This window comes from Pseudomonas sp. v388, from assembly GCF_003935425.1.
Taxonomy (GTDB): Bacteria; Pseudomonadota; Gammaproteobacteria; order Pseudomonadales; family Pseudomonadaceae; genus Aquipseudomonas.
Genome location: NZ_RHQN01000010.1, coordinates 37666 through 57744, shown reverse-complemented (window position 1 = coordinate 57744; position 20079 = coordinate 37666). Strand labels below are relative to the sequence as shown.

The window sequence follows — 20079 nt, the reverse complement described above, 5'->3', positions numbered from 1 at the left end:
AAGAGCACCTGATATGCATCAGACAGGATTCACCTACAACGACGAAGAGCGCCTCGTCCTGGAGCGGGTTCGGGACTCCCAGCGGTTTTCCGATCTGGATCAGGCTGCTGAATGGCTGATCAGGACGCGACTTCGGCGCGTTGCGGTGAAGCTGTGCGGACGGAGCCGAGCGCTGTATTCGGCGAACTACAAACCTCAAGGATCGAGATAAAGACATGGAAATTCGACTACTACCTGTTCATGGGCGCTGCACAGAGCGGCCATGCCTCACTTCGCAAGTACGATCCATCGGGGCCGTTAACGTGTAGGTGGCGCATGAGCACATACAAGCTGGTTTGCCCTGCCTGCTACGGCCCTCTGGTGATCAGGACGTCCGAAGGCCAGACGCCCTGCTTTCGGTCGCTGTACTACCAGTGCAAGAACTTCGTTTGCGGTGCTACCTACGGTGGCAGTCAGACGATTGATTACGCGTTGAGCCCTTCCGGGCTGGCAAAGCCAATCAACGTTGTGCCGCAAGCACCGTCACGGGTGCGCAAGCAGGCGTTGCGCGATACGCAGGTCAAGGACGACCAGCTTGATCTGTTGGACGATTCAGACGACATGGAGCAATGACGATGAAGCATGAACTACTCACCCACGACTACCGTTCCAGCATGCAACGGGCAGCCTACGCGTACCTGGTGCGGCATGACGCCCAATACCTGATCGACTCGGACCTGCTGTTCGACAACTGCGTAGAGCACCTTACGTTTTCCCTGAATGTGCCGCCTGTCCTGGCTCAGCGATTGACGCACAACGCGTGGACGGAACTGCAAACCGCGCATGCGGCGCGAAGACTCGCTATCGGGTCGCTGCAACTGCCACACCTATTCCTGACGTGTCGCCGGACCACGCCGCGCCACCCTTCCTGACGCGCTTTTAACCCACCGCCCTGCCCCATGTTCGATGGGTTTGGGTGAGCTGCGCCCGAAATTCGAGGTTGACCATGAGATACGCAGTCGTGATGGTGACGTGACGTGAGCCAGATGCAGGAAAAACTGCGCCAGCAGGTTCTTCAAAGGGTGCAGGCGGACTATGGCCTTAAGCTCGGTCCTGGTGCCACGTACATGCGCGGCGGTCGATGCCCGGCATGCGGCAAGAAAGAGCTTTATACCCACCATGCCAACCCATGGATATTGCGCTGCGGCCGGCAACGGCGTTGCGGCCAGACGTGGCATATCAAAGAAATCTATACAGATCTGTTCAACGACTGGAGCGAGCGTGCACCGTCGACCAACACTGACCCCGTTGCAACCGCCCGGGCTTACCTTGAGTTTGCCCGCGGCTTTCGGGTCGATCTGATCAATGGCTGGTATACCCAAGAGCAGTTTTGGTCACGGGATTTGAATGCCGGCAGTGCCACGGTTCGGTTTGCCCTGGACAAAGGCGGTTACTGGGAACGACTTATCGATCGGCCGGAGCGGTTCGGGAAGTTGAAAGCCCGCTTCAAAAAGGGCGAATCCTATCGAGGCGTGTGGTGGTGCCCGCCCAGCGTGGACTTGGCTGCGGTCACTGAGATCTGGATCGTCGAAGGTATCTTCGACGCTATCGCGCTATTGCACCACGACATTACGGCGGTGGCCGCAATGTCGTCCAACGCATTTCCCGAACAGTCTTTGAAGGATCTGGCACAGACCCGCGCCGGCAAATTGCCGAAGTTGATCTGGGCCCTGGACAATGAGCCCGGAGCCCATACCTACACACGGCGCTGGGTGAAGATGGCCAGGGACCTGGGCTACGTGTGCGAGGCCGCGCAGGTGCCACAGCGTGACGGTCGCAAAGTGGATTGGAACGATCTGCATCAGCGCTGGCAGTTCATCGATGACGAGCAGGAACTCACACAACGAGTTGCCAAGGACATCGCTCACACCCGCCACCTCGGCGCGCTGCTGATAGCCGCCAGCGCAGAGGAAAAAGGGATTCTGCTGTATCAGTTGGATGAGTGCCGGGAATTTCATTTCAACTTCGACAATCGACTGTACTGGTTCAAGCTCGATTTCGATAAGTACGCCAAAGTGCTTGAGCAACTGAATGAGTCGGAAAGCCACGAAGTCCAGTTGCTCAACGACGCCAAGCGCAGGGAGAAGGCGTTACGCCAATGCGGGTCGGTAGTGGAAATCGCCGAGTGCTTCCCGCAAGCGCTGTATTACCAGCGCAATGAGATCACCGATGAGGCCTGGTATTACTTCCAGGTGGATTTCCCCCATGACGGTGGCAGCGTAAAAAATACTTTCACGGGCGCGCAGCTCTCGGCTTCGAGCGAGTTCAAGAAGCGCCTGATGCACATCGCACCAGGTGCGGTGTTTACCGGCAGCGGCCACCAGCTCGATCAGATCCTGAAAAAGCAGCTGTTCCGGATCAAGACGGTTCAGACGATTGACTTCGTCGGTTACAGCCGGGAATACGAAGCCTACGTGTTTGAGGATGTGGCGGTCCGCAATGGAATTGTCACGCCGATCAACAGCGAGGATTTCTACGAACTTGGCCCGCTGCGGCTGAAGACACTGCAGAAGTCCATCAGCGTACATGTTCAGCAGGATGCAAAGGCCTACCGCTCGGATTGGCTGCCTCTGTTGTGGGCCAGCTTCGGTGCCAAAGGGATCGTTGCCCTGGCGTTCTGGTTTGGTTCGCTTTACGCCGAGCAGATCCGCAAGCGCTACAAATCGTTCCCGTTTCTGGAAGCCTCCGGCGAGCCCGGTGCCGGCAAGACAACCTTGATCACTTTTTTGTGGAAGCTGCTCGGCCGCGATTACGAGGGCTTCGATCCTACGAAATCTACCCGCGCCGGTCGTCAGCGTGCCATGGGGCAGGTATCGAACATGCCGGTGGTGATGATCGAGGGTGATCGCAGCGAGCCCGACAAATTGCACGTGAAGAGTTTCGACTGGGACGAGCTCAAGGACTTTTACGGCGGCGGCACCTTGGGCACGAAGGGTATGAAGACCAGCGGCAACGAGACGTATGAGCCGCCGTTTCGGGCAACGATTGCTATCAGCCAGAACGCCGCTGTCAGCGCATCAGAGGCTATTTTGACGCGGATCGTGAAGTTGCATTTCGAGCGACCGGCACAGACCGATGAGGGCCGCAACGCGGCCGACAACCTCAACCTGCTGCAGGTTGAGGAACTGAGCCATTTCCTTCTGCAAGCCGTGAAAGCCGAGTCCCAGGTGCTGGAGCGCTTCGGTCAGCGTGTTCTGGTGCATGAGCAACAGTTGCGCAGTATCAGAGAGATCGGCATCGAGCGAATCATCAAAAACCACAGCCAGATGATGGCCCTGGTGGACTGCCTGGAGTTGGTCTGCCCGCTCAACGAACATCAGCGCGTCTGCACACATCAGTTGTTGAACCGGATGGCACTTGAACGTCAGGCGGCGATTAGCGCGGACCATCCGCTGGTGGCTGATTTCTGGGAAGTGTACGAGTACCTGGAAAGCCTGAGCGACGGCCCGGTCGTTAACCACAGTAAAAAATCCGATGTGATTGCCATCAACTTGAACGAATTCGCGGAACGCGCCGCCGAGCATCGCCAGAATCTGGCAGATATGAAGACGTTACGCGCCCTGCTCAAGCAGTCGCGTACCCACAAATTCCTCGAAAGCAACAAGGCCGTGGATAGCGCCGTTCGCAGCTTCCAGGCCGCACGAAACCAGATGTTCGACCGTTGTATGACGGTCAAATGCTGGATGTTCCAATCCTAAAACAAGAGAGCGTAGCGATATGAAGAACAGCCTGAGAGAAGCTATCTGTTTCGACGATTTCTGGACCGCTTTCGGCCCCAGAGGATTTGTGGCGATGGCGTGGTGGCTCGGTGCGCAGCGCGCTGAGCAAATTCGAAAGGATCACGGCAGTTATCCCTTGCTGCAATTGAGCGGAGGGCTGGATAGCGGCAGAGGTATTTTGACGCGCTATCTAATGAAGCTTTTGGGGGATGAGATGTATCCGCCTCAGAAACCGGATGGCCACCTGGCGCAATTGGCGAGTCATCTCAATGCGCCGGTTCTGGTTTATGAACGTCGCTCTGGTGACAAGAGCCTGTTCGACTGGCGACAGTTTCTGCCGCTGTATAACGACAGCGTGTTTGCCCTCGCCTGTGGCGGGCAGACGACGAATGTGATCTGGCGTGGCGGGATGATGGTGTGCGCAGAGCTGGATGAGCGCTGTGATACGCGGTTGATCCATCTGGAGCTGTTGGGTATGGATGGGCTACAGCGGGTGCGTAGCGGCGTCGACAGCCTGAACCGTTTGACCGCCGCGCAGGCGGGCTACTGGCGGGAGTTCACGCAGAGTCACAGCCAGTACGTTTTCCACATGTTCAACCGTGCGGCGCCCGCCTATACCGCCGGGCTTGGCGAAATGCACTCGGGTTGCATCACAGAGCGCTCGGCCAGAAATTTCGGCCAACTGATGGCGATGGTGGACTGCCTGGGTTTTCTGCTGAATGTGCCGAACTCGCAACGGATGCTCATTCAGCGGGAGGTTCAAGACATGGCGGCCGTTGAGACTTATCGGCTTGGCTTAGGCCAGAGAATGAGGTGAGAAATGGACTCAAGGATGGGTGTGATGAACGATCTTAAGATCAGCAGCGAGATTCTGACCGATGACGAACTGGCAGTGATTACCGGATACCAGGTGCCCTCTCGACAGATTCATTGGCTGGACATGAACGGTTGGAATTACGTGCTGACTGCTGCTCGCCGGCCAGTTGTGGGGCGGGTATATGCGCGATTGAAGCTGGCCGGAGTGAGCCCTACGGCGCAGCGGGCGGTTGCGGAGACCTGGTCTTTTGATTTGTCTCGGGTGAATTGAGGGTATGGGGAGAAGGAAGTCTGCAAACAGGGATTTGCCGCCGAGGATGTTAAGGCGACTTAGGAAACGCAAGAACGGGACAGTATGGATGACATACGTCTATGACGGACGTGACGCCGACGGCAAACGAATCGAGATTCCGCTGGGGAGCGATCTTGATGTCGCCAAGAGAGAATGGGCCAAGCTGGACTGCAAACCTGTTCCTGTGTGCGTGAAGACGTTGGACCAGGTCTTTGATCGCTATGAACGGGAGATCCTTCCTGGGAAAAAGCCCAGCACGCAGCGGGAAAACCTGCTTGCGCTGAAGCAATTGAGGGGTGCGTTTGGTGACGCGCCGGTCAACGCAGTGACGCCGCAGATCATCGCCCAGTATCGAGACAAGCGTACTGCGAAGATCAGGGCCAATCGCGAGCTGTCACTTCTATCACACGTCTATAACGTCGCACGGGAATGGGGTCTTTTCGATGGCAACAACCCCGTCACCGGGGTGAGAAAGAATAAGGAAAGGCCGCGCGATTTCTACGCGGGTCCGTTGATCTGGGACGCCGTATACGCCATGGCCAGCTCAGAACTTAGGGACGCGATGGATTTGGCTTATCTGACCGGGCAGCGACCGGCAGATGTGCTCAAGACGCGAACAACCGATGTGGTGGACGGATTTCTACAGATGGCTCAGGGGAAGACGGCCAAGAAGCTGAGAATCCGATTGAGTATCGACAGCGAACCGAACCAGTTGGGAGTGCTGGTGGCCAGGTTGCTGGAGCAACACCGGTCCAGGCGGCTGAGAGGCCCGTATCTGGTCACGACTGAAACAGGGCTGCCACTGACTGGAACGATGCTGCGGCGCAGGTTCAACGATGCTCGACAGAAAGCGATGGCCATCGCCCTGGAGAATCGAGACCAGGAGCTTTGTCAGAGCATTCAAAACTTTCAGTTCCGGGATATTCGACCGAAAGCGGCCAGCGAGATCGATGACCTGGGACATGCGAGCCGGCTGCTAGGGCACACTGACAAGCGCATAACTGAAACAGTTTATCGCCGTGTCGGTGAAATCGTGAAACCGACCAGATAAGTCCCAGAAAAGGATAGATGCGGGACGCCTGCGAAAATGCGGGACGCCCGGCCTTCGTGGCTGTGTTGACCGTGCGCGCGGCAGAAACGAAAAAGCCCTGAATTCTCAGGGCTTTAGCGTGTCGAAGATGGCGGAGACATAGAGATTCGAACTCTAGGACCTGTTACAGTCGGCAGTTTTCAAGACTGCTGCCTTAAACCACTCGGCCATATCTCCGCATTTGTTGCGGGCGCCATAATACCGGAATGAAACACGCTGTCAAACTCTCCGGGTGGCCAGTGGCGGCGCCTCTGTTATGATCTTTGCAACTCAACATTTCAACAGTAAGGAGTTTCGCCATGCGCGAACAGGATTACGCCCTTAAAACCGGCATGCAGGCCGACCAACTAGAGGTTAGTCGTGTCCTGCGCAACACTTATGGTCTTCTGGCCCTGACCCTTGCATTCAGCGGTGTCATGGCGTTCGTCGCTCAGCAGATGCGCGTTGGCTATCCGAACATATTCGTCGTGCTGATCGGTTTCTACGGCCTGTTCTTTCTCACCAACAAGCTGCGTGATTCGGTCTGGGGCCTGGTTTCGACCTTCGCGCTGACCGGCTTCATGGGCTTCCTGCTGGGCCCGATCCTCAACCGCTACCTTGGCATGACCGGTGGCGCTGAAGTCGTCAGCTCCGCGTTCGCCATGACCGCGCTGGTGTTCGGTGGTCTGTCGGCCTACGTACTGATGACCCGCAAGGACATGAGCTTCCTGGGCGGTTTCATCACCGCCGGTTTCTTCGTCCTGCTCGGTGCGGTAGTTGCCAGCCTGTTCTTCCAGATCAGCGGCCTGCAACTGGCGATCAGCGCCGGCTTCGTTCTGTTCTCGTCGGTCTGCATCCTGTTCCAGACCAGCGCGATCATTCACGGCGGCGAGCGTAACTACATCATGGCGACCGTCAGCCTGTATGTGTCGATCTACAACCTGTTCGTCAGCCTGTTGCAGATCTTCGGCATCATGAGCCGCGACGACTGATCATCGCCCGCTTCAACAAAAAGCCCGCTCATGCGGGCTTTTTGCTGTCCGCCGGTGATGAATTCTTTATCATTGCGCATGTTTCAACGATCGAGCCCGTGATGAAGTTCGCCATTTCCGTATTTGCCCCGCCCCACGCGCCCTCTTCCCGCCGAGCCCTGCTTTTTGCACAGGCCGTGCTGGCGCAGGGACATGAAATCGTGCGCCTGTTCTTCTATCAGGATGGGGTGCACAGCGCATCGGCGAACGTGGTAACTCCACAGGACGAACAGGACGTTGCGCGTCTGTGGCGCGAATTCATTGCGCAGCACCAGCTCGATGGCGTGGTCTGTATCGCTGCGGCTCTGCGCCGGGGCGTACTCGACAATCAGGAGGCCGGACGCTACCAGCGGCCCGCCGCCAACCTGGCATCGCCGTGGGAATTGTCGGGTTTGGGCCAGCTGCATGATGCCGTACAGGCCGCCGATCGATTGATCTGTTTTGGAGGGGTCTGAAATGCCCAAGTCGCTTTTGATCGTCAGCCGGCAGTCGCCCTGGTCCGGGCCGAGCGCTCGGGAAGCACTGGATATCGTACTGGCCGGTGGCGCATTTGACTTACCGATCGGCTTGCTGTTCATGGATGACGGCGTATTCCAGCTCGTGCCGCAACAGAACGCCGCCGCCCTGGAACAGAAAGACCTGACCGCCAATCTCCGTGCGCTGGACATGTTCGGCATCGACGATCTGTACGCTTGCGGCCGAAGCCTTGATGAACGCGGGCTGGCCGGTATCGTGGCGCAGAGCGCAATCATCTGCAAGCAAGGCGCCGAGTTGTCAGCGCTCATGGACAGCTACGACCAGGTGATCACAATCTGATGGCTACTCTGCACGTACTCTCTCACTCCCCATTCGCCGACACCCGCCTGGCCAGCTGCCTCAGCCTGCTGGGACCGCAGGACGGTTTACTGCTTTGCGGTGACGCGGTGTATGCCCTGGCGTGCGCAAACAAGCGCCTCGATTGTGAGAAGCTGTTCGCACTGGCTGAAGACTTGACCGCGCGCAATCTAGCGGCGCCGGAAGGCGTAGAAGCCATTGATTACGCCGGCTTCGTCGAGCTGTCCATCCGTTTTGACAGGGTCAATACCTGGCTATGAAAAACCTGATCGTCGCTGAACAGACCATTGCCCTCGACAAGGACGGCTTTCTTGAGAATCTTGATGACTGGTCCCTGGACGTCGCACACGCGCTGGCCGTTGAAGAAGGCATCACGCTGAGCGCCGAGCATGTCGAAGTGCTGAATCTGCTGCGCAATTTCTACCAAGAATATCAGCTATCCCCCGCCACGCGCCCGCTGATCAAGTATACGTCGCTCAAGCTGGGACCGGAGAAAGGTAACAGCATGCACCTCAACCGCCTGTTCAACGGCACTCCCGCCAAACTTGCCGCCAAGCTGGCGGGCCTGCCTAAGCCGACCAACTGTATATGAGCGACTATTCCCCGCTGGTTACCGAGACACCCACCGAGCATCCGTTCGCCGAATTCGTGCGCATTCTGGGCAAAGGCAAGCGCGGCGCGCGCAACCTGACCCGCGAAGAAGCACACCACGCCATGGGCATGCTGCTGGATGGCAAGGTCGAGGATACGCAACTGGGCGCTTTCCTGATGCTGCTGCGTCACAAGGAAGAAAGCGCCGAGGAACTGGCCGGTTTCACTCAAGCGCTGCGTGAACGACTCGATGCGCCACCGATTCAGGTGGATATCGATTGGCCGACTTATGCCGGCAAGAAGCGTCACTTGCCCTGGTATCTACTCGCGGCCAAATGCCTGGGCCAGAACGGCGTAAAAGTGCTGATGCACGGCGGCGGCGCCCACACGGCCGGTCGCCTGTACGCCGAACAGCTGCTGAACCTGCTCGACATCCCGCTGTGCCGCAACTGGCAGGCGGTTGGTGGAGCACTGGCAGACCACGGCCTGGCATTCATGCCGCTGGTGGACTGGGCGCCGCGCCTGCAGCGGATGATCGACCTGCGCAATACGCTGGGCCTGCGCTCGCCCATTCATTCGCTGGCACGCATTCTCAATCCGCTTTCGGCACGCTGCGGCCTGCAAAGCATTTTTCACCCTGGCTACCAGAGCGTGCACCGCGAGGCCAGCCGCCTGCTGGGCGACAACGTGATCGTGGTCAAGGGCGATGGCGGAGAAATCGAGATCAACCCTGACACCATCAGCCATCTGTACGGCACAACCGCAGGCCGGGCCTGGGATGAAGAATGGCCGGCACTGTCGCCGAGACGCCACGTCAAGCCCGCGACCCTCGATCCGCAGCAACTGGTGGCGTTGTGGCGCGGCGAACTGCAGGACAGCTATCCACAACTGGCGCTGATTTCCACCATCGCTCTGGCCTTGCGTGGTCTGGGCGTGGCGCGAGAGCAAGCCTTCGAGCAAGCGGAGCAATTCTGGGAGCGCCGGGACAAGACGCTGTAAGCATCGATTTTGTCGATGGGAACAGCCGAGTCTTTGCGCTTTTAGCTCGAACCAATCCGATTAGACTGGTCTCCAACATCTATCCACTTAGAGATTGGAGACAGACAATGGGCCTTCTGGTCGAGGGACGCTGGCATGACCAGTGGTACGAAAGCAGCAAAGACGGCGCGTTCCAACGGGAAAACGCTCAACGCCGCAACTGGGTGACCGCCGACGGCGAGCCAGGCCCGACCGGAGAAGGCGGCTTCAAGGCAGAAGCCGGCCGCTACCACTTGTACGTCTCGCTGGCCTGCCCTTGGGCGCATCGCACGCTGATCGTGCGCAAGCTGAAAGGTCTCGAGGCTCTGATCGATGTGTCGGTGGTCAGCTGGCTGATGCTAGAGAACGGTTGGACATTCGACACCCACAAGGGCTCGACCGGCGATCTGCTGGACGGTCATCAGTTCCTGCACCAACGCTACACCGCCGATGACCCGCATTACACGGGTCGGGTCACCGTGCCCATTCTATGGGACAAGAAGCTGCAACGGATCGTGAGCAACGAATCGGCGGAAATCATCCGCATGTTCAACTCGGCGTTCGACGAGCTGACCGGCAACCGCCTGGACCTGTACCCAGCTGCTTTGCAAGGCCGTATCGACCAACTCAACGAAGAGATCTATCCCAACGTCAACAATGGCGTGTACCGGGCCGGTTTTGCCACGTCCCAAGGCGCCTATGAACAGGCCTATGACGAGCTTTTTGCGGAGCTGGACGTACTGGAAAAGCAGCTGGGTGAACATCGCTATCTCGCCGGCAAGCACCTGACGGAGGCGGACATACGCCTGTTCACCACCATCGTGAGGTTCGACGCGGTTTATTACAGCCATTTCAAATGCAATCGGCGGCGCATCGCCGACTATCCGAACCTCAACAACTGGTTGCGCGAACTGTATCAGTGGCCGGGTATCGCCGAGACCGTCGACCTCGAACATATCAAGGGTCATTACTACGGCAGCCACCGCACCATAAACCCGACCGGCATCGTGCCGAAAGGGCCTGACGTGCACTTCAACGCCAACCACGACCGGGAACGGCTGCCGGGCAACGGCATCGTGCAGCGCTGACGCGATACAAATTTGAGAGGGATAGCCCGAACGGGCTATCCGCGACAGCAGGTTACAACGTGGCCTGGGCGCCTTCGAACCAGGCCAGTTTTTCGCGTAACTGAACCACTTCCCCGATAATCACCAGCGTCGGCGCATGAACTTCATGCTCGGCGACCAGTTGCGGCAGGTTCGCCAGCGTTCCGGTAAACACCCGCTGACTGGACGTCGTACCCTGCTGCACCAACGCGGCAGGCGTGTCGGCACCACGGCCGTGCTTGATCAGTTCTTCACAGATCACCGGCAGCCCGACCAGCCCCATGTAAAACACCAGGGTCTGCGCAGGCGCAACCAGATCCGCCCAAGGCAGGTCGGTTGTCCCATCCTTCAGATGCCCGGTGATGAAGCGCACCGATTGGGCATAGTCACGATGCGTCAGTGGAATCCCGGCGTAGGCCGCGCAACCGCTGGCAGCAGTGATGCCCGGCACCACCTGGAATGGAATGCCGTGGGCCGCCAGTTCCTCGATCTCTTCGCCGCCGCGACCGAAGATGAACGGGTCGCCGCCTTTGAGCCGCACGACACGCTTGCCCTGTTGAGCCAGCGTAACCAGTTGCTGGTTGATCTGATCCTGAGGCACCGCATGATCCGCACGACGCTTGCCGACATAGATACGTTCGGCATCGCGCCGGCACAGATCAAGAATGGTCGGTGCGACAAGTCGGTCATAGAGCACCACGTCAGCCTGCTGCATCAGACGCAACGCACGAAAGGTCAGCAGGTCAGGGTCACCCGGCCCGGCACCGACCAGATAGACTTCACCCGGTGCCTTGGGAGCGTCACCCGCGATCTTCGCTTCCAGAAGGCGCTCGGCCTCGGCGCCCTGTCCGGCCAGCTGACGATCCGCGATCGGCCCCTGGAACACGTCTTCCCAGAATGCCCGACGCTGCTGCACATCCGGGAACAGGCCTTTGACCTGATTTCGGAAGCGCGCCGCCAAACCGGCCAGTTGGCCGTAGGTCGATGGAATCCAGGTTTCCAGCTTGGCGCGGATCAACCGCGCCAGCACCGGAGCGTCGCCGCCGCTGGACACCGCGATCACCAATGGTGACCGGTCGACGATGGCAGGAAAAATCACCGAGCACAGCGCCGGCGCATCCACCACATTGACCGGAACGCCACGGGATCGGGCGTCCCGGGAAACCTGGGCATTGAGCGGCTCGTCGTCGGTGGCGGCAATGATCAGCACACAGCCGTCAAGGTCGCGCACGTCATAGCCGCGCAGAATCAGTTCGCCACCGCTCTGCTGGACCAGTTCACGCAACTGGGGCTCGATGTGGGGCGCCACTATCCGCAACAGCGCACCGGCGTCGGCGATCAGGCGGGATTTGCGCAAGGCGATCTCGCCGCCGCCGACCACCAGCACTCGGCTGCCACGCAGGTTATGGAACAGCGGCAGGAATTCCATTTAACCGATGACCTCAAGGCCGCCCATGTAAGGCTTCAGGACTTCAGGTACCCGGATCGAACCGTCGGCCTGCTGGTAATTCTCCAGCACCGCAACCAGGGTACGACCCACCGCCAGGCCGGAACCGTTCAAGGTGTGGACCAGCTCCGGCTTGCCGGTTTCCGGGTTGCGCCAGCGAGCCTGCATGCGGCGCGCCTGGAAATCTCCGCAATTGGAGCACGACGAAATCTCACGGTACTTGCCCTGGCTCGGCACCCAGACTTCGAGATCGTAGGTCTTGACCGCACTGAAGCCCATGTCGCCGGTGCACAGCGCCAGCGTGCGATACGGCAGCTCCAGCAGCTGCAGGACGCGTTCGGCGTTGGCGGTCAGCGATTCCAGCTCGTCCATGGACTGATCCGGTGCCACGACCTTGACCATTTCCACCTTGTCGAACTGGTGCTGGCGGATCATGCCACGCGTGTCGCGTCCCGACGCACCCGCCTCGCTGCGGAAGCATGGGGTGTGGGCAACGAACTTGAGCGGCAGATCCTTGGCATCGAGGATCTGGCCGGCGACGATATTGGTCAGCGAGACTTCAGCCGTCGGGATCAGGTACAGATCCGCTTCGCCGTCGCGGGAAATCTTGAACAGGTCTTCTTCGAACTTGGGCAACTGGCCGGTGCCTTGCAGCGCCGGCGCCTGGACCAGATAAGGCGTGTAGGTTTCTTCGTAGCCATGTTCGGTGACATGCAGATTGATCATGAACTGCGCCAGGGCGCGATGCATGCGGGCAATCGGGCCGCGCAGCAGGGCGAAACGGGCGCCGGACAACTTGGCGGCGGTCTCGAAATCCAGCCAGCCGAACTTCTCGCCCAGCGCAACGTGGTCCTTGACCTCGAAATCGAACTGAGCCGGCGTGCCCCAGCTACGCACTTCGACATTGCCGTCTTCATCGGCGCCGACCGGCACAGACTCGTGCGGCAGGTTGGGGATGGTCAGCAGCATGCTGTCCAGCTCGGCCTGGATGCTGTCCAGTTCGGCCTTGCCGTCGCTAAGCTCGGTACCCATACGCTCGACGTCCGCCATCAGCGGCGCGATGTCTTCGCCCCGCTGTTTGGCCTGGCCAATGGACTTGGAACGGGCATTACGCTCGGCCTGCAGCTGCTCGGTGCGGGTCTGGACGACCTTGCGCTGCGCCTCCAGCGATTCGATGCGGGCCACGTCCAGCGTGAAGCCCCGGGAAGCCAGGCGGTCCGCTACGTCCTGAATGTTCGTACGTAACAGTTTGGAATCGAGCATATCGTTCTCTCGTCTATCAAAGTCTGGTCAGGGACAGGCCAACCCAGGTTGCGAGCAGCCCGCCGAACACGCTGATGCCGGCATAGCCCAACGCCAGCGGCACTTGCCCGCTTTCCAGCAGGCGCAGCGTGTCCAGTGAAAAGGATGAAAAGGTCGTCAGACCACCTACAAAGCCGACGATCAAGCCGGCTCGAATCTCGATGGGCACTTCCGGTCGCATCAGGAACAGGCCGTACAACACGCCGATGATCAGGCAACCGACGATGTTCACCGCCAGGGTTGCCGTATAGAAATGACGCGGCCAGTTCGCGCTGACCCAAGTGCCCGCCGCAAAGCGCAATAATGTACCAGCGATACCGGCAACCGACACCGCAAGAATGGTCTGAATCACTACTTTCTCCGCTGACGGGGGCTGGCCGCGTCCAGATCGGACAAGTGCCTGAGTTTTTCGCCGATTTTCAGCTCCAGACCTCGCGGGACCGGCTGGTAATACCGGCGCGGTTCGAGCTCTTCCGGAAAATAGTCTTCGCCTGCCGCGTAGGCGTCCGGCTCATCATGGGCGTAGCGGTATTCTTCACCGTAACCCAACTGCTTCATCAGCTTGGTCGGCGCATTGCGCAGGTGCAGTGGCACTTCCAGCGAGCCGTGCTCAGCCGCCTCACGCATCGCGGCCTTGAACGCCGTGTAGACCGCATTGCTCTTGGGCGCACAGGCCAGATAGACGATGGCCTGCGCCACCGCCAACTCGCCTTCCGGGCTGCCGAGCCGTTCCTGGACATCCCAGGCCGACATGCACAACGGCAAGGCACGCGGGTCGGCGTTGCCGATGTCTTCACTGGCCATGCGCACCACGCGTCGGGCCAGGTACAGCGGATCGCAGCCGCCGTCGATCATCCGCGCGAACCAGTACAGCGCGGCATCCGGACTGGAGCCGCGAATCGATTTGTGCAATGCGGAAATCTGGTCATAGAACGCTTCGCCGCCCTTGTCGAAACGACGGCGAGTATCGCCCAGCAGGCTTTGCAACAACTGCACGTCGATCTCGCTGCCGTCTTCGGCGAGGTCTGAAGCATTTTCCAGCAGATTGAGCATTCTGCGGCCATCGCCATCGGCGGCCGACATCAGAATCGCGAATCCCTCGTCGCTCAAGCTCAGGCGTCGCTGGCCCAGCCCGCGATCCTCGGTCAGGGCACGCTGCACCAGCTTGCGCAGCGCCGCCTCGTCCAGGCTCTTGAGCACATAGACACGGGCGCGGGACAGCAGTGCGTTATTGAGTTCAAACGATGGGTTTTCAGTGGTGGCGCCGATGAAGATCAAGGTGCCGTCTTCAACGTAGGGCAGAAACGCATCCTGCTGCGACTTGTTGAAGCGATGCACTTCGTCGACGAACAGGATGGTCCGGCGCCCGTACTGCCCGGCCTGTTGCTTGGCGACCTCCACCGCCTGACGGATCTCCTTGACTCCGGCCAGCACCGCCGAGACTGTTTCGAAGTGCGCGTCGGAAACCTTGGCCAGCAGTCGCGCCAGGGTCGTCTTGCCGACGCCGGGCGGCCCCCAGAAAATCATGGAATGCAGCGCGCCCTGCTCCAGCGCCTCACGCAGAGGCTTGCCGTGGGCGAGTACGTGTTCCTGACCGACGTACTCGTCCAGATTGGTCGCACGCAAGCGTGCGGCCAGTGGTTGAGCTATCGGTTCACGACTAAACAGGTCCATGGTCCGGAATCGAGCCTTCTTTACTCTTGGATGACATCAGCGCCTTTGGGAATCTGGAACTGAAACTTGCTGGCAGCGATCGGCTCATTGGCTTTTACGCCGGTGAACAGGATATTGGTACGCTGGCCGACGCTGTCAATCAGTTGCATGTCATTGATGATGCCGTTGCGGAACGACAGGCGCAGGCTGTCGAACAACGTGTCCTTGGTCTTGGGCTTGAGCGTGAAATCGATCACGCCGCCGGCTTCCTTGGCACTGATGTCGAAGCTTTCGCTGATCTTCGAAACGTCACCAGACAACAGCAGTGCCGGCGTCTGGGTCAGGCGCTGATCGAGGGTCTTGATGGTGACCTGCTCCAGGTCAGGGTCCCACAGGGAAACCTTCTTGCCGTCGGAGACCATCAATTGCTCCTGCGGCGCATCGGTGTGCCAGTTGAACAGACCGGGACGCTGCAGGGCCATCTCGCCCGAGGTCTCCTGCAGTTGGGTGCCGCCGCCGTCCAGGGTCAGCTGCGAGAATCGCGCCGTCAGGGTGCGGGACGTCTCCAGCAACTGGGTCAGGCGCGCCACGTCCTTGCTGTCGGCATGGGCGGGAATCGCGGAAAAGGTCAGTGCGGTTGCCAGTAGCATGCGGATAAGACGCATGGGAATCCTCGTAGGAGTCGGTGGTGTGGCGACAGCGCGGTACACGCGCTGCCGAACTGTTTGGCTGTCTTCAGTCGCGCATCGGCCCGGGCGCGAGCACCTCACGCGAGCCGTTGGTGTTCATGGCGGTGACGACGCCGGCCATTTCCATGGCCTCGATCATCCGGGCGGCGCGGTTATAGCCGATCTTGAGCTTGCGCTGCACCGCAGAAATCGAGGCGCGGCGGCTTTCGAGCACGAACTTGACTGCTTCGTCGTAGAGCGCATCGCTTTCGCTGTCTTCACCGCCCTCGCCGCTGCCGCCATCAAAGCCGCTACCGGCTTCTTCTACACCGGCGAGAATATCGTCGTTGTAGTTGGGCGTGCCACGCAATTTCCAGGCTTCCACCACGCGATGAACCTCCTCGTCGGAGACGAATGCCCCGTGAACGCGAATCGGCAGGCTGGTGCCCGGCGGCATGTAGAGCATGTCACCGTGACCGAGCAGCTGTTCGGCACCGCCCTGGTCGATGATGGTTCGCGAGTCGATCTTGCTGGAGACCTGGAACGCCATCCGGGTCGGGATGTTGGCCTTGATCAGACCGGTAATCACGTCCACCGATGGCCGCTGGGTTGCGAGGATCAGGTGAATACCGGCCGCCCGCGCCTTCTGTGCGATACGGGCGATCAGTTCTTCGACCTTCTTGCCGACGATCATCATCATGTCGGCGAACTCGTCCACGACCACGACGATGGTCGGCAACGTCGAGAGCAGCGGCGCCTCGTCGTGAATGCTTTCGCGGCGGTACATAGGGTCCGGGATCGGGTTGCCCTCTTCCTCGGCATCCTTGATCTTGCGGTTGAAGCCGGCCAGGTTACGCACGCCCATGGCCGCCATCAGCTTGTAGCGCCGTTCCATTTCGGCAACGCTCCAGCGCAACGCGTTAGCGGCGTCCTTCATGTCGGTGACCACCGGGCACAACAGGTGCGGAATGCCCTCGTAGATCGACAATTCAAGCATCTTGGGGTCGATCATGATCAGTTTGGCGTCTTCCGGGCCTGACTTGAACAGGATCGAGAGGATCATGGCGTTCACACCCACCGACTTACCGGAACCGGTCGTACCGGCCACCAGCAAGTGGGGCATCTTCGCCAAATCGGTGATGACCGGACGGCCGCCAATGTCATGGCCCAGCGCCAGGGTCACCGGCGACTTGAAGGCGTCGTACTCAGGGGAAGACAGCACCTCGGAAAAGCGCACGATCTGGCGATCTTCGTTGGGAATTTCGATGCCGACCGTGGTCTTGCCCGGAATCACCTCGACCACCCGCACGCTGGTAACCGCCAGCGAACGCGCAAGGTCTTTGGCCAGGTTGGAAATGCGACTGACCTTGACGCCGGCAGCCGGCTGGATTTCGTAACGGGTAATGACCGGGCCGGGATGGATGGAATCGACCGTGACCTCGACCCCGAATTCCTTGAGCTTGATTTCCAGCAGGTTGCCGACGGCGGCCAGGGATTCGGGCGAATAGTTGAGCTGCTTCTTCTCGGCCGGATCGAGGATCGAAATGGGCGGCAAGGTGCCTTCGACGGCGCTGTCGACGAACAGCGGAGCCTGCTTTTCCTTCCCGATCCGTTTGCCAGGCTCCGGCGCCCTGGCTGGCGCCGGCGTCGGCGGGACCACGGCAGGCATTGGCTTTTCAGGGGCCGGCGCGGACCGGAAGACAGGCTCCTCGCGCTCGACCGGACGCTCCTTGGGCTTTGCCGGCTCACGGCGTTCCGCCGTGACCGGCACCATGACTTCATCACTGCGTCGATCAACCTCACGCAGCTGCGCAACCATCTGCTTGCGCTCGGTACGCGCTGTCCACCAGCGATGGGCGGCGCCCTGGAACAGTTCGAACAGATCGAGGGTGATCTTGCCGGTCACGTCCATGACCTTGAACCAGGACAGGTCGGTGAAGACCGTCAGGCCGAACAGGAACAGAGCGATGAACAGCAGCGTGCTGCCCTGGATATTGAGCGCTTTCTTGGCCAGTTCGCCCAGCACCTCGCCCAGCACGCCGCCTGCCGAACCGGGGAAGCCTGCCGTGAAATGGAAGTGGATATGCGCCAGGGCCGCGCCTGCCAGGATCAGGAAGACCAGGCCGATCAAGCGCCAGGAGAACAGCCAGCCGCTCCATTGCCACGGCTCGTGGCGATGGCGGAAGACCTGCCAGGCCTTGATGCCCAGAAGCAGAGGAAAGATATAGGCGAAGTAACCCAGCACCATGAACAGGATGTCGGCGCAGAACGCACCTGCCCGGCCGGCTGCATTCTGGACCTGAGCGGCGCTGCTGGTGTGGCTCCAGCCGGGATCGCTCTGGTCGTAGGTGAATAACGCCATCATCAGGTACAGGCACAGCGCGCCAAAGGCGATCAATGCGCCTTCCTTGAGCCGATAATGCAATTGCTGGCGCCAAAGCGGGACGGCGCTGGGTGCTGGTGTGGATTTCTTCAAAACTCTTTATTTCCTGCGCTGGAGCGCGAACATCTCGTTGATTGACTATGAACGACTGTCAGACGGCACTGCCGCCCCGGTTGAAGAATGGGTACGCGGCGCCCTGAATGGCGATCTGACCGATGACTTGAATAATACCGCGCAACGTAGGCATTGTACGGTTTTGTAACCCTCAAGGTCTGTACGAAAAGTCGCCGATTCTGTTTTGATGCCAACTGGATAAAGTGCGAAACGGCTTTGGTATCGAGCCTGAGTCCGACAGTCGTGTAGCATACCTTCAAGCATCGCCGACGGCTCTTAATTTGAGCATGCATTCTCTTTTGTGACAAAGGCTTAAGACGTGTTTTTCTCGAACCTGCGAAGCTTAAATGGCACACCGTGGTATCCGGCGACCGCCGGCACATGGCGCACTACGACCGCTTGTGACCGCGCGAGCCTGCCAGAGTTGCACGACAACGCGCACACCGCCCTCCCCCGCCATCTGGCTGCCCTGTCATGCTGACGTGGTTACGGCGCGACAGCCTGGCGTTCCCACCCCTGGAAAAAGCCCTGCGCGAACCCAACGGCCTGCTGGCGGCGGGCGGCGATCTCTCTGCCGACCGCCTGGTGCAGGCCTATCGGCATGGGTGCTTTCCATGGTTTCAGGACGGCCAGCCGATCCTCTGGTGGTCGCCGGACCCTCGCACCGTACTGCGCCCCGAGCACCTGCACGTTTCCCGCAGCCTGGCCAAGGTCATGCGCCGGCAGACCTACCGGGTCACGTTTGATCAGGATTTCGCGGCCGTCATCCGCGCTTGCGCTGCGCCGCGCAGTTACGCCAACGAGACGTGGATCACCCGCGACATGCAGGAGGCTTACCTGGAGCTGCACCGCCGCGGCCATGCCCACAGCGTTGAAGTGTGGGCCGGTGACGAACTGGTCGGCGGCCTGTACGGCCTGGCGATGGGCACGCTGTTTTTCGGCGAGTCGATGTTCAGTCGGGCGGACAATGCCTCCAAAGTCGGCTTTGCCACACTGGTCGAGCATCTCAGGCACTGGGGGTTCGTGCTGATCGACTGCCAGATGCCCACCCAGCACCTGCACAGCTTCGGTGCCACCTCGATACCCCGCTCGGTATTTGCCGACTGTCTGCGAACCTGTCTGGATCAAGCGAATAACGCCGACTGGTTGCCTAGGCGAGCCGGGCAGGCTGGCATACACTCTTAATCAGGATTCGGACAAAAGGGGGCAATCATGACGGAGCTGGCGCGGCTTAAGTTTTATGCCACTCAACCCCACGCCTGCAGTTACCTGCCCGAAGAGCAGGCGACTACCCTGTTTCTGGACCCCAGCCAACCCATGGACGTTCAGGTCTATGCCGATCTGTCGGACATGGGCTTTCGGCGCAGCGGCGATCACCTCTACCGGCCACACTGCCAGAACTGCAGTGCGTGCGTCCCGGCGCGCATCCCGGTGAACCTGTTCGTCCCGGACCGGCAGCAGAAACGCATCTTCAAACGTAATGCCGACCTCAGCGTGCGCAGCATGAAGCCGGTGTTCACCGAAGAGTATTTCGACCTCTATCAGCGCTATATCCAGCAACGCCACGCCGATGGCGACATGTTCCCGCCCAGCCGCGATCAGTTCTCTACCTTTCTGGTCCGCGACCTGCCGTTCTCGCGCTTCTACGAGTTTCGCGCTCAGGGCCGTCTTCTGGCCGTGGCCGTCACTGACCTGCTGCCCAACGGGCTCTCCGCGGTCTATACCTTTTACGAGCCGGACGAAGAGCGCCGCAGCCTGGGTCGTTACGCCATCCTCTGGCAGATCGCCGAAGCCGTGCGCCTGCAGCTGCACGCGGTTTATCTGGGGTACTGGATAAAGAACTGCAAAAAGATGAATTACAAGACCCAATACCGGCCGATCGAGCTGCTGACCAATCAAAGATGGGTCACTCTGTACTAATCCCCTTGGCTTGAATGGGTTTTTTCGGGCACAATGCACGCCGCTTTTGCCTGGCGCCACTTGCACCGGGCCACTCAT

General features: G+C 59.9%; 22 protein-coding genes, 1 tRNA gene and 1 pseudogene. 17 read left to right on the top strand and 7 right to left on the bottom strand.

The genetic code is table 11. The features are described from left to right. Positions 1–7: 7 nt before the first annotated feature. The 7 genes and pseudogenes from EGJ27_RS25365 to EGJ27_RS21460 form a co-directional block, all read left to right on the top strand. Positions 8–76: pseudogene (locus EGJ27_RS25365) on the top strand (hypothetical protein); the annotation flags it as partial. 35 nt (positions 77–111) lie between these two features. After that, positions 112–612 (top strand): ogr/Delta-like zinc finger family protein, encoded by a 501-nt coding sequence (locus EGJ27_RS25215; protein WP_306085292.1) that lies wholly within the window; start codon positions 112–114, stop codon positions 610–612. Positions 613–614: 2 nt separating this feature from the next. Continuing rightward, on the top strand, positions 615–911 hold the full coding sequence (locus EGJ27_RS21480; RefSeq protein WP_177523076.1) for a hypothetical protein: 297 nt from the start codon (positions 615–617) through the stop codon (positions 909–911). A 114-nt stretch (positions 912–1025) separates the two neighbouring features. Beyond that, on the top strand, positions 1026–3737 hold the full coding sequence (locus EGJ27_RS21475) for a toprim domain-containing protein (protein ID WP_177523084.1): 2712 nt from the start codon (positions 1026–1028) through the stop codon (positions 3735–3737). 19 nt (positions 3738–3756) lie between these two features. After that, on the top strand, positions 3757–4575 hold the full coding sequence (locus tag EGJ27_RS21470) for a hypothetical protein (protein WP_125832766.1): 819 nt from the start codon (positions 3757–3759) through the stop codon (positions 4573–4575). A 24-nt stretch (positions 4576–4599) separates the two neighbouring features. Beyond that, positions 4600–4845 carry a DUF4224 domain-containing protein gene (locus EGJ27_RS21465; protein WP_371920876.1) on the top strand — a complete coding sequence of 82 codons (246 nt, stop codon included), beginning with the start codon at positions 4600–4602 and terminating at the stop codon, positions 4843–4845. A gap of 4 nt (positions 4846–4849) precedes the next feature. Then, complete coding sequence (locus EGJ27_RS21460) at positions 4850–5917, top strand: tyrosine-type recombinase/integrase (protein ID WP_125832764.1); 1068 nt, start codon at positions 4850–4852, stop codon at positions 5915–5917. Positions 5918–6045: 128 nt separating this feature from the next. Here the strand turns inward: EGJ27_RS21460 and EGJ27_RS21455 are convergent. Continuing rightward, positions 6046–6133: transfer RNA gene (locus tag EGJ27_RS21455), tRNA-Ser, on the bottom strand. A gap of 122 nt (positions 6134–6255) precedes the next feature. On the opposite strand from EGJ27_RS21455, the gene EGJ27_RS21450 reads away from it, so the two are divergent. The 7 genes from EGJ27_RS21450 (at position 6256) to EGJ27_RS21420 (ending at position 10496) form a co-directional block, all read left to right on the top strand. Continuing rightward, on the top strand, positions 6256–6927 hold the full coding sequence (locus EGJ27_RS21450; RefSeq protein WP_125832763.1) for a Bax inhibitor-1/YccA family protein: 672 nt from the start codon (positions 6256–6258) through the stop codon (positions 6925–6927). A 101-nt stretch (positions 6928–7028) separates the two neighbouring features. Then, positions 7029–7421: a sulfurtransferase complex subunit TusD gene (gene tusD, locus EGJ27_RS21445; protein ID WP_125832762.1), complete on the top strand. Its 393-nt coding sequence runs from the start codon at positions 7029–7031 to the stop codon at positions 7419–7421. Position 7422: 1 nt separating this feature from the next. Continuing rightward, the gene (gene tusC, locus EGJ27_RS21440; RefSeq protein WP_125832761.1) at positions 7423–7782 is read left to right on the top strand and encodes a sulfurtransferase complex subunit TusC; all 360 of its coding nucleotides are present in this window, start codon (positions 7423–7425) and stop codon (positions 7780–7782) included. Continuing rightward, positions 7782–8060 (top strand): sulfurtransferase complex subunit TusB, encoded by a 279-nt coding sequence (gene tusB / locus EGJ27_RS21435; protein ID WP_125832760.1) that lies wholly within the window; start codon positions 7782–7784, stop codon positions 8058–8060. Before tusC ends, tusB begins: the two co-directional genes overlap by 1 nt. Then, complete coding sequence (locus EGJ27_RS21430) at positions 8057–8392, top strand: TusE/DsrC/DsvC family sulfur relay protein (RefSeq protein ID WP_125832759.1); 336 nt, start codon at positions 8057–8059, stop codon at positions 8390–8392. Before tusB ends, EGJ27_RS21430 begins: the two co-directional genes overlap by 4 nt. Then, the gene (locus EGJ27_RS21425; RefSeq protein WP_125832758.1) at positions 8389–9390 is read left to right on the top strand and encodes a glycosyl transferase family protein; all 1002 of its coding nucleotides are present in this window, start codon (positions 8389–8391) and stop codon (positions 9388–9390) included. Before EGJ27_RS21430 ends, EGJ27_RS21425 begins: the two co-directional genes overlap by 4 nt. Positions 9391–9497: 107 nt before the next feature. Further along, on the top strand, positions 9498–10496 hold the full coding sequence (locus EGJ27_RS21420) for a glutathione S-transferase family protein (protein WP_125832757.1): 999 nt from the start codon (positions 9498–9500) through the stop codon (positions 10494–10496). Positions 10497–10548: 52 nt separating this feature from the next. Here the strand turns inward: EGJ27_RS21420 and cysG are convergent, their stop codons facing one another. The 6 genes from cysG to EGJ27_RS21390 all read right to left on the bottom strand — a co-directional run bounded on the left by cysG (position 10549) and on the right by EGJ27_RS21390 (position 18060). Further along, positions 10549–11943, bottom strand: coding sequence for a siroheme synthase CysG (gene cysG, locus EGJ27_RS21415; RefSeq protein WP_125832756.1), 1395 nt, complete (start codon positions 11941–11943; stop codon positions 10549–10551). After that, the gene (gene serS, locus EGJ27_RS21410; protein WP_125832755.1) at positions 11944–13224 is read right to left on the bottom strand and encodes a serine--tRNA ligase; all 1281 of its coding nucleotides are present in this window, start codon (positions 13222–13224) and stop codon (positions 11944–11946) included. It lies immediately after the preceding gene. A 16-nt stretch (positions 13225–13240) separates the two neighbouring features. Continuing rightward, entirely contained in the window at positions 13241–13615 is a 375-nt protein-coding gene (gene crcB / locus EGJ27_RS21405) for a fluoride efflux transporter CrcB (protein ID WP_125832754.1), read from the bottom strand. Beyond that, the gene (locus EGJ27_RS21400) at positions 13615–14937 is read right to left on the bottom strand and encodes a replication-associated recombination protein A (protein ID WP_125832753.1); all 1323 of its coding nucleotides are present in this window, start codon (positions 14935–14937) and stop codon (positions 13615–13617) included. Before EGJ27_RS21400 ends, crcB begins: the two co-directional genes overlap by 1 nt. A gap of 20 nt (positions 14938–14957) precedes the next feature. Beyond that, on the bottom strand, positions 14958–15581 hold the full coding sequence (gene lolA, locus EGJ27_RS21395; protein WP_125832752.1) for an outer membrane lipoprotein chaperone LolA: 624 nt from the start codon (positions 15579–15581) through the stop codon (positions 14958–14960). A gap of 70 nt (positions 15582–15651) precedes the next feature. Next, on the bottom strand, positions 15652–18060 hold the full coding sequence (locus EGJ27_RS21390) for a DNA translocase FtsK (protein WP_125832751.1): 2409 nt from the start codon (positions 18058–18060) through the stop codon (positions 15652–15654). Between EGJ27_RS21390 and EGJ27_RS21385 the strand changes: the two genes are divergently transcribed. From EGJ27_RS21385 to EGJ27_RS21375, 3 genes are all read left to right on the top strand, one after another. Continuing rightward, entirely contained in the window at positions 18047–18229 is a 183-nt protein-coding gene (locus EGJ27_RS21385; RefSeq protein WP_125832750.1) for a hypothetical protein, read from the top strand. The genes EGJ27_RS21390 and EGJ27_RS21385 overlap by 14 nt on opposite strands. 326 nt (positions 18230–18555) lie before the next feature. Next, positions 18556–19266, top strand: a complete 711-nt coding sequence (aat, locus tag EGJ27_RS21380; RefSeq protein ID WP_125832749.1) for a leucyl/phenylalanyl-tRNA--protein transferase — start codon at positions 18556–18558, stop codon at positions 19264–19266. Positions 19267–19293: 27 nt separating this feature from the next. Further along, positions 19294–20001, top strand: coding sequence for an arginyltransferase (locus EGJ27_RS21375; protein WP_125832748.1), 708 nt, complete (start codon positions 19294–19296; stop codon positions 19999–20001). Positions 20002–20079 lie beyond the last annotated feature (78 nt).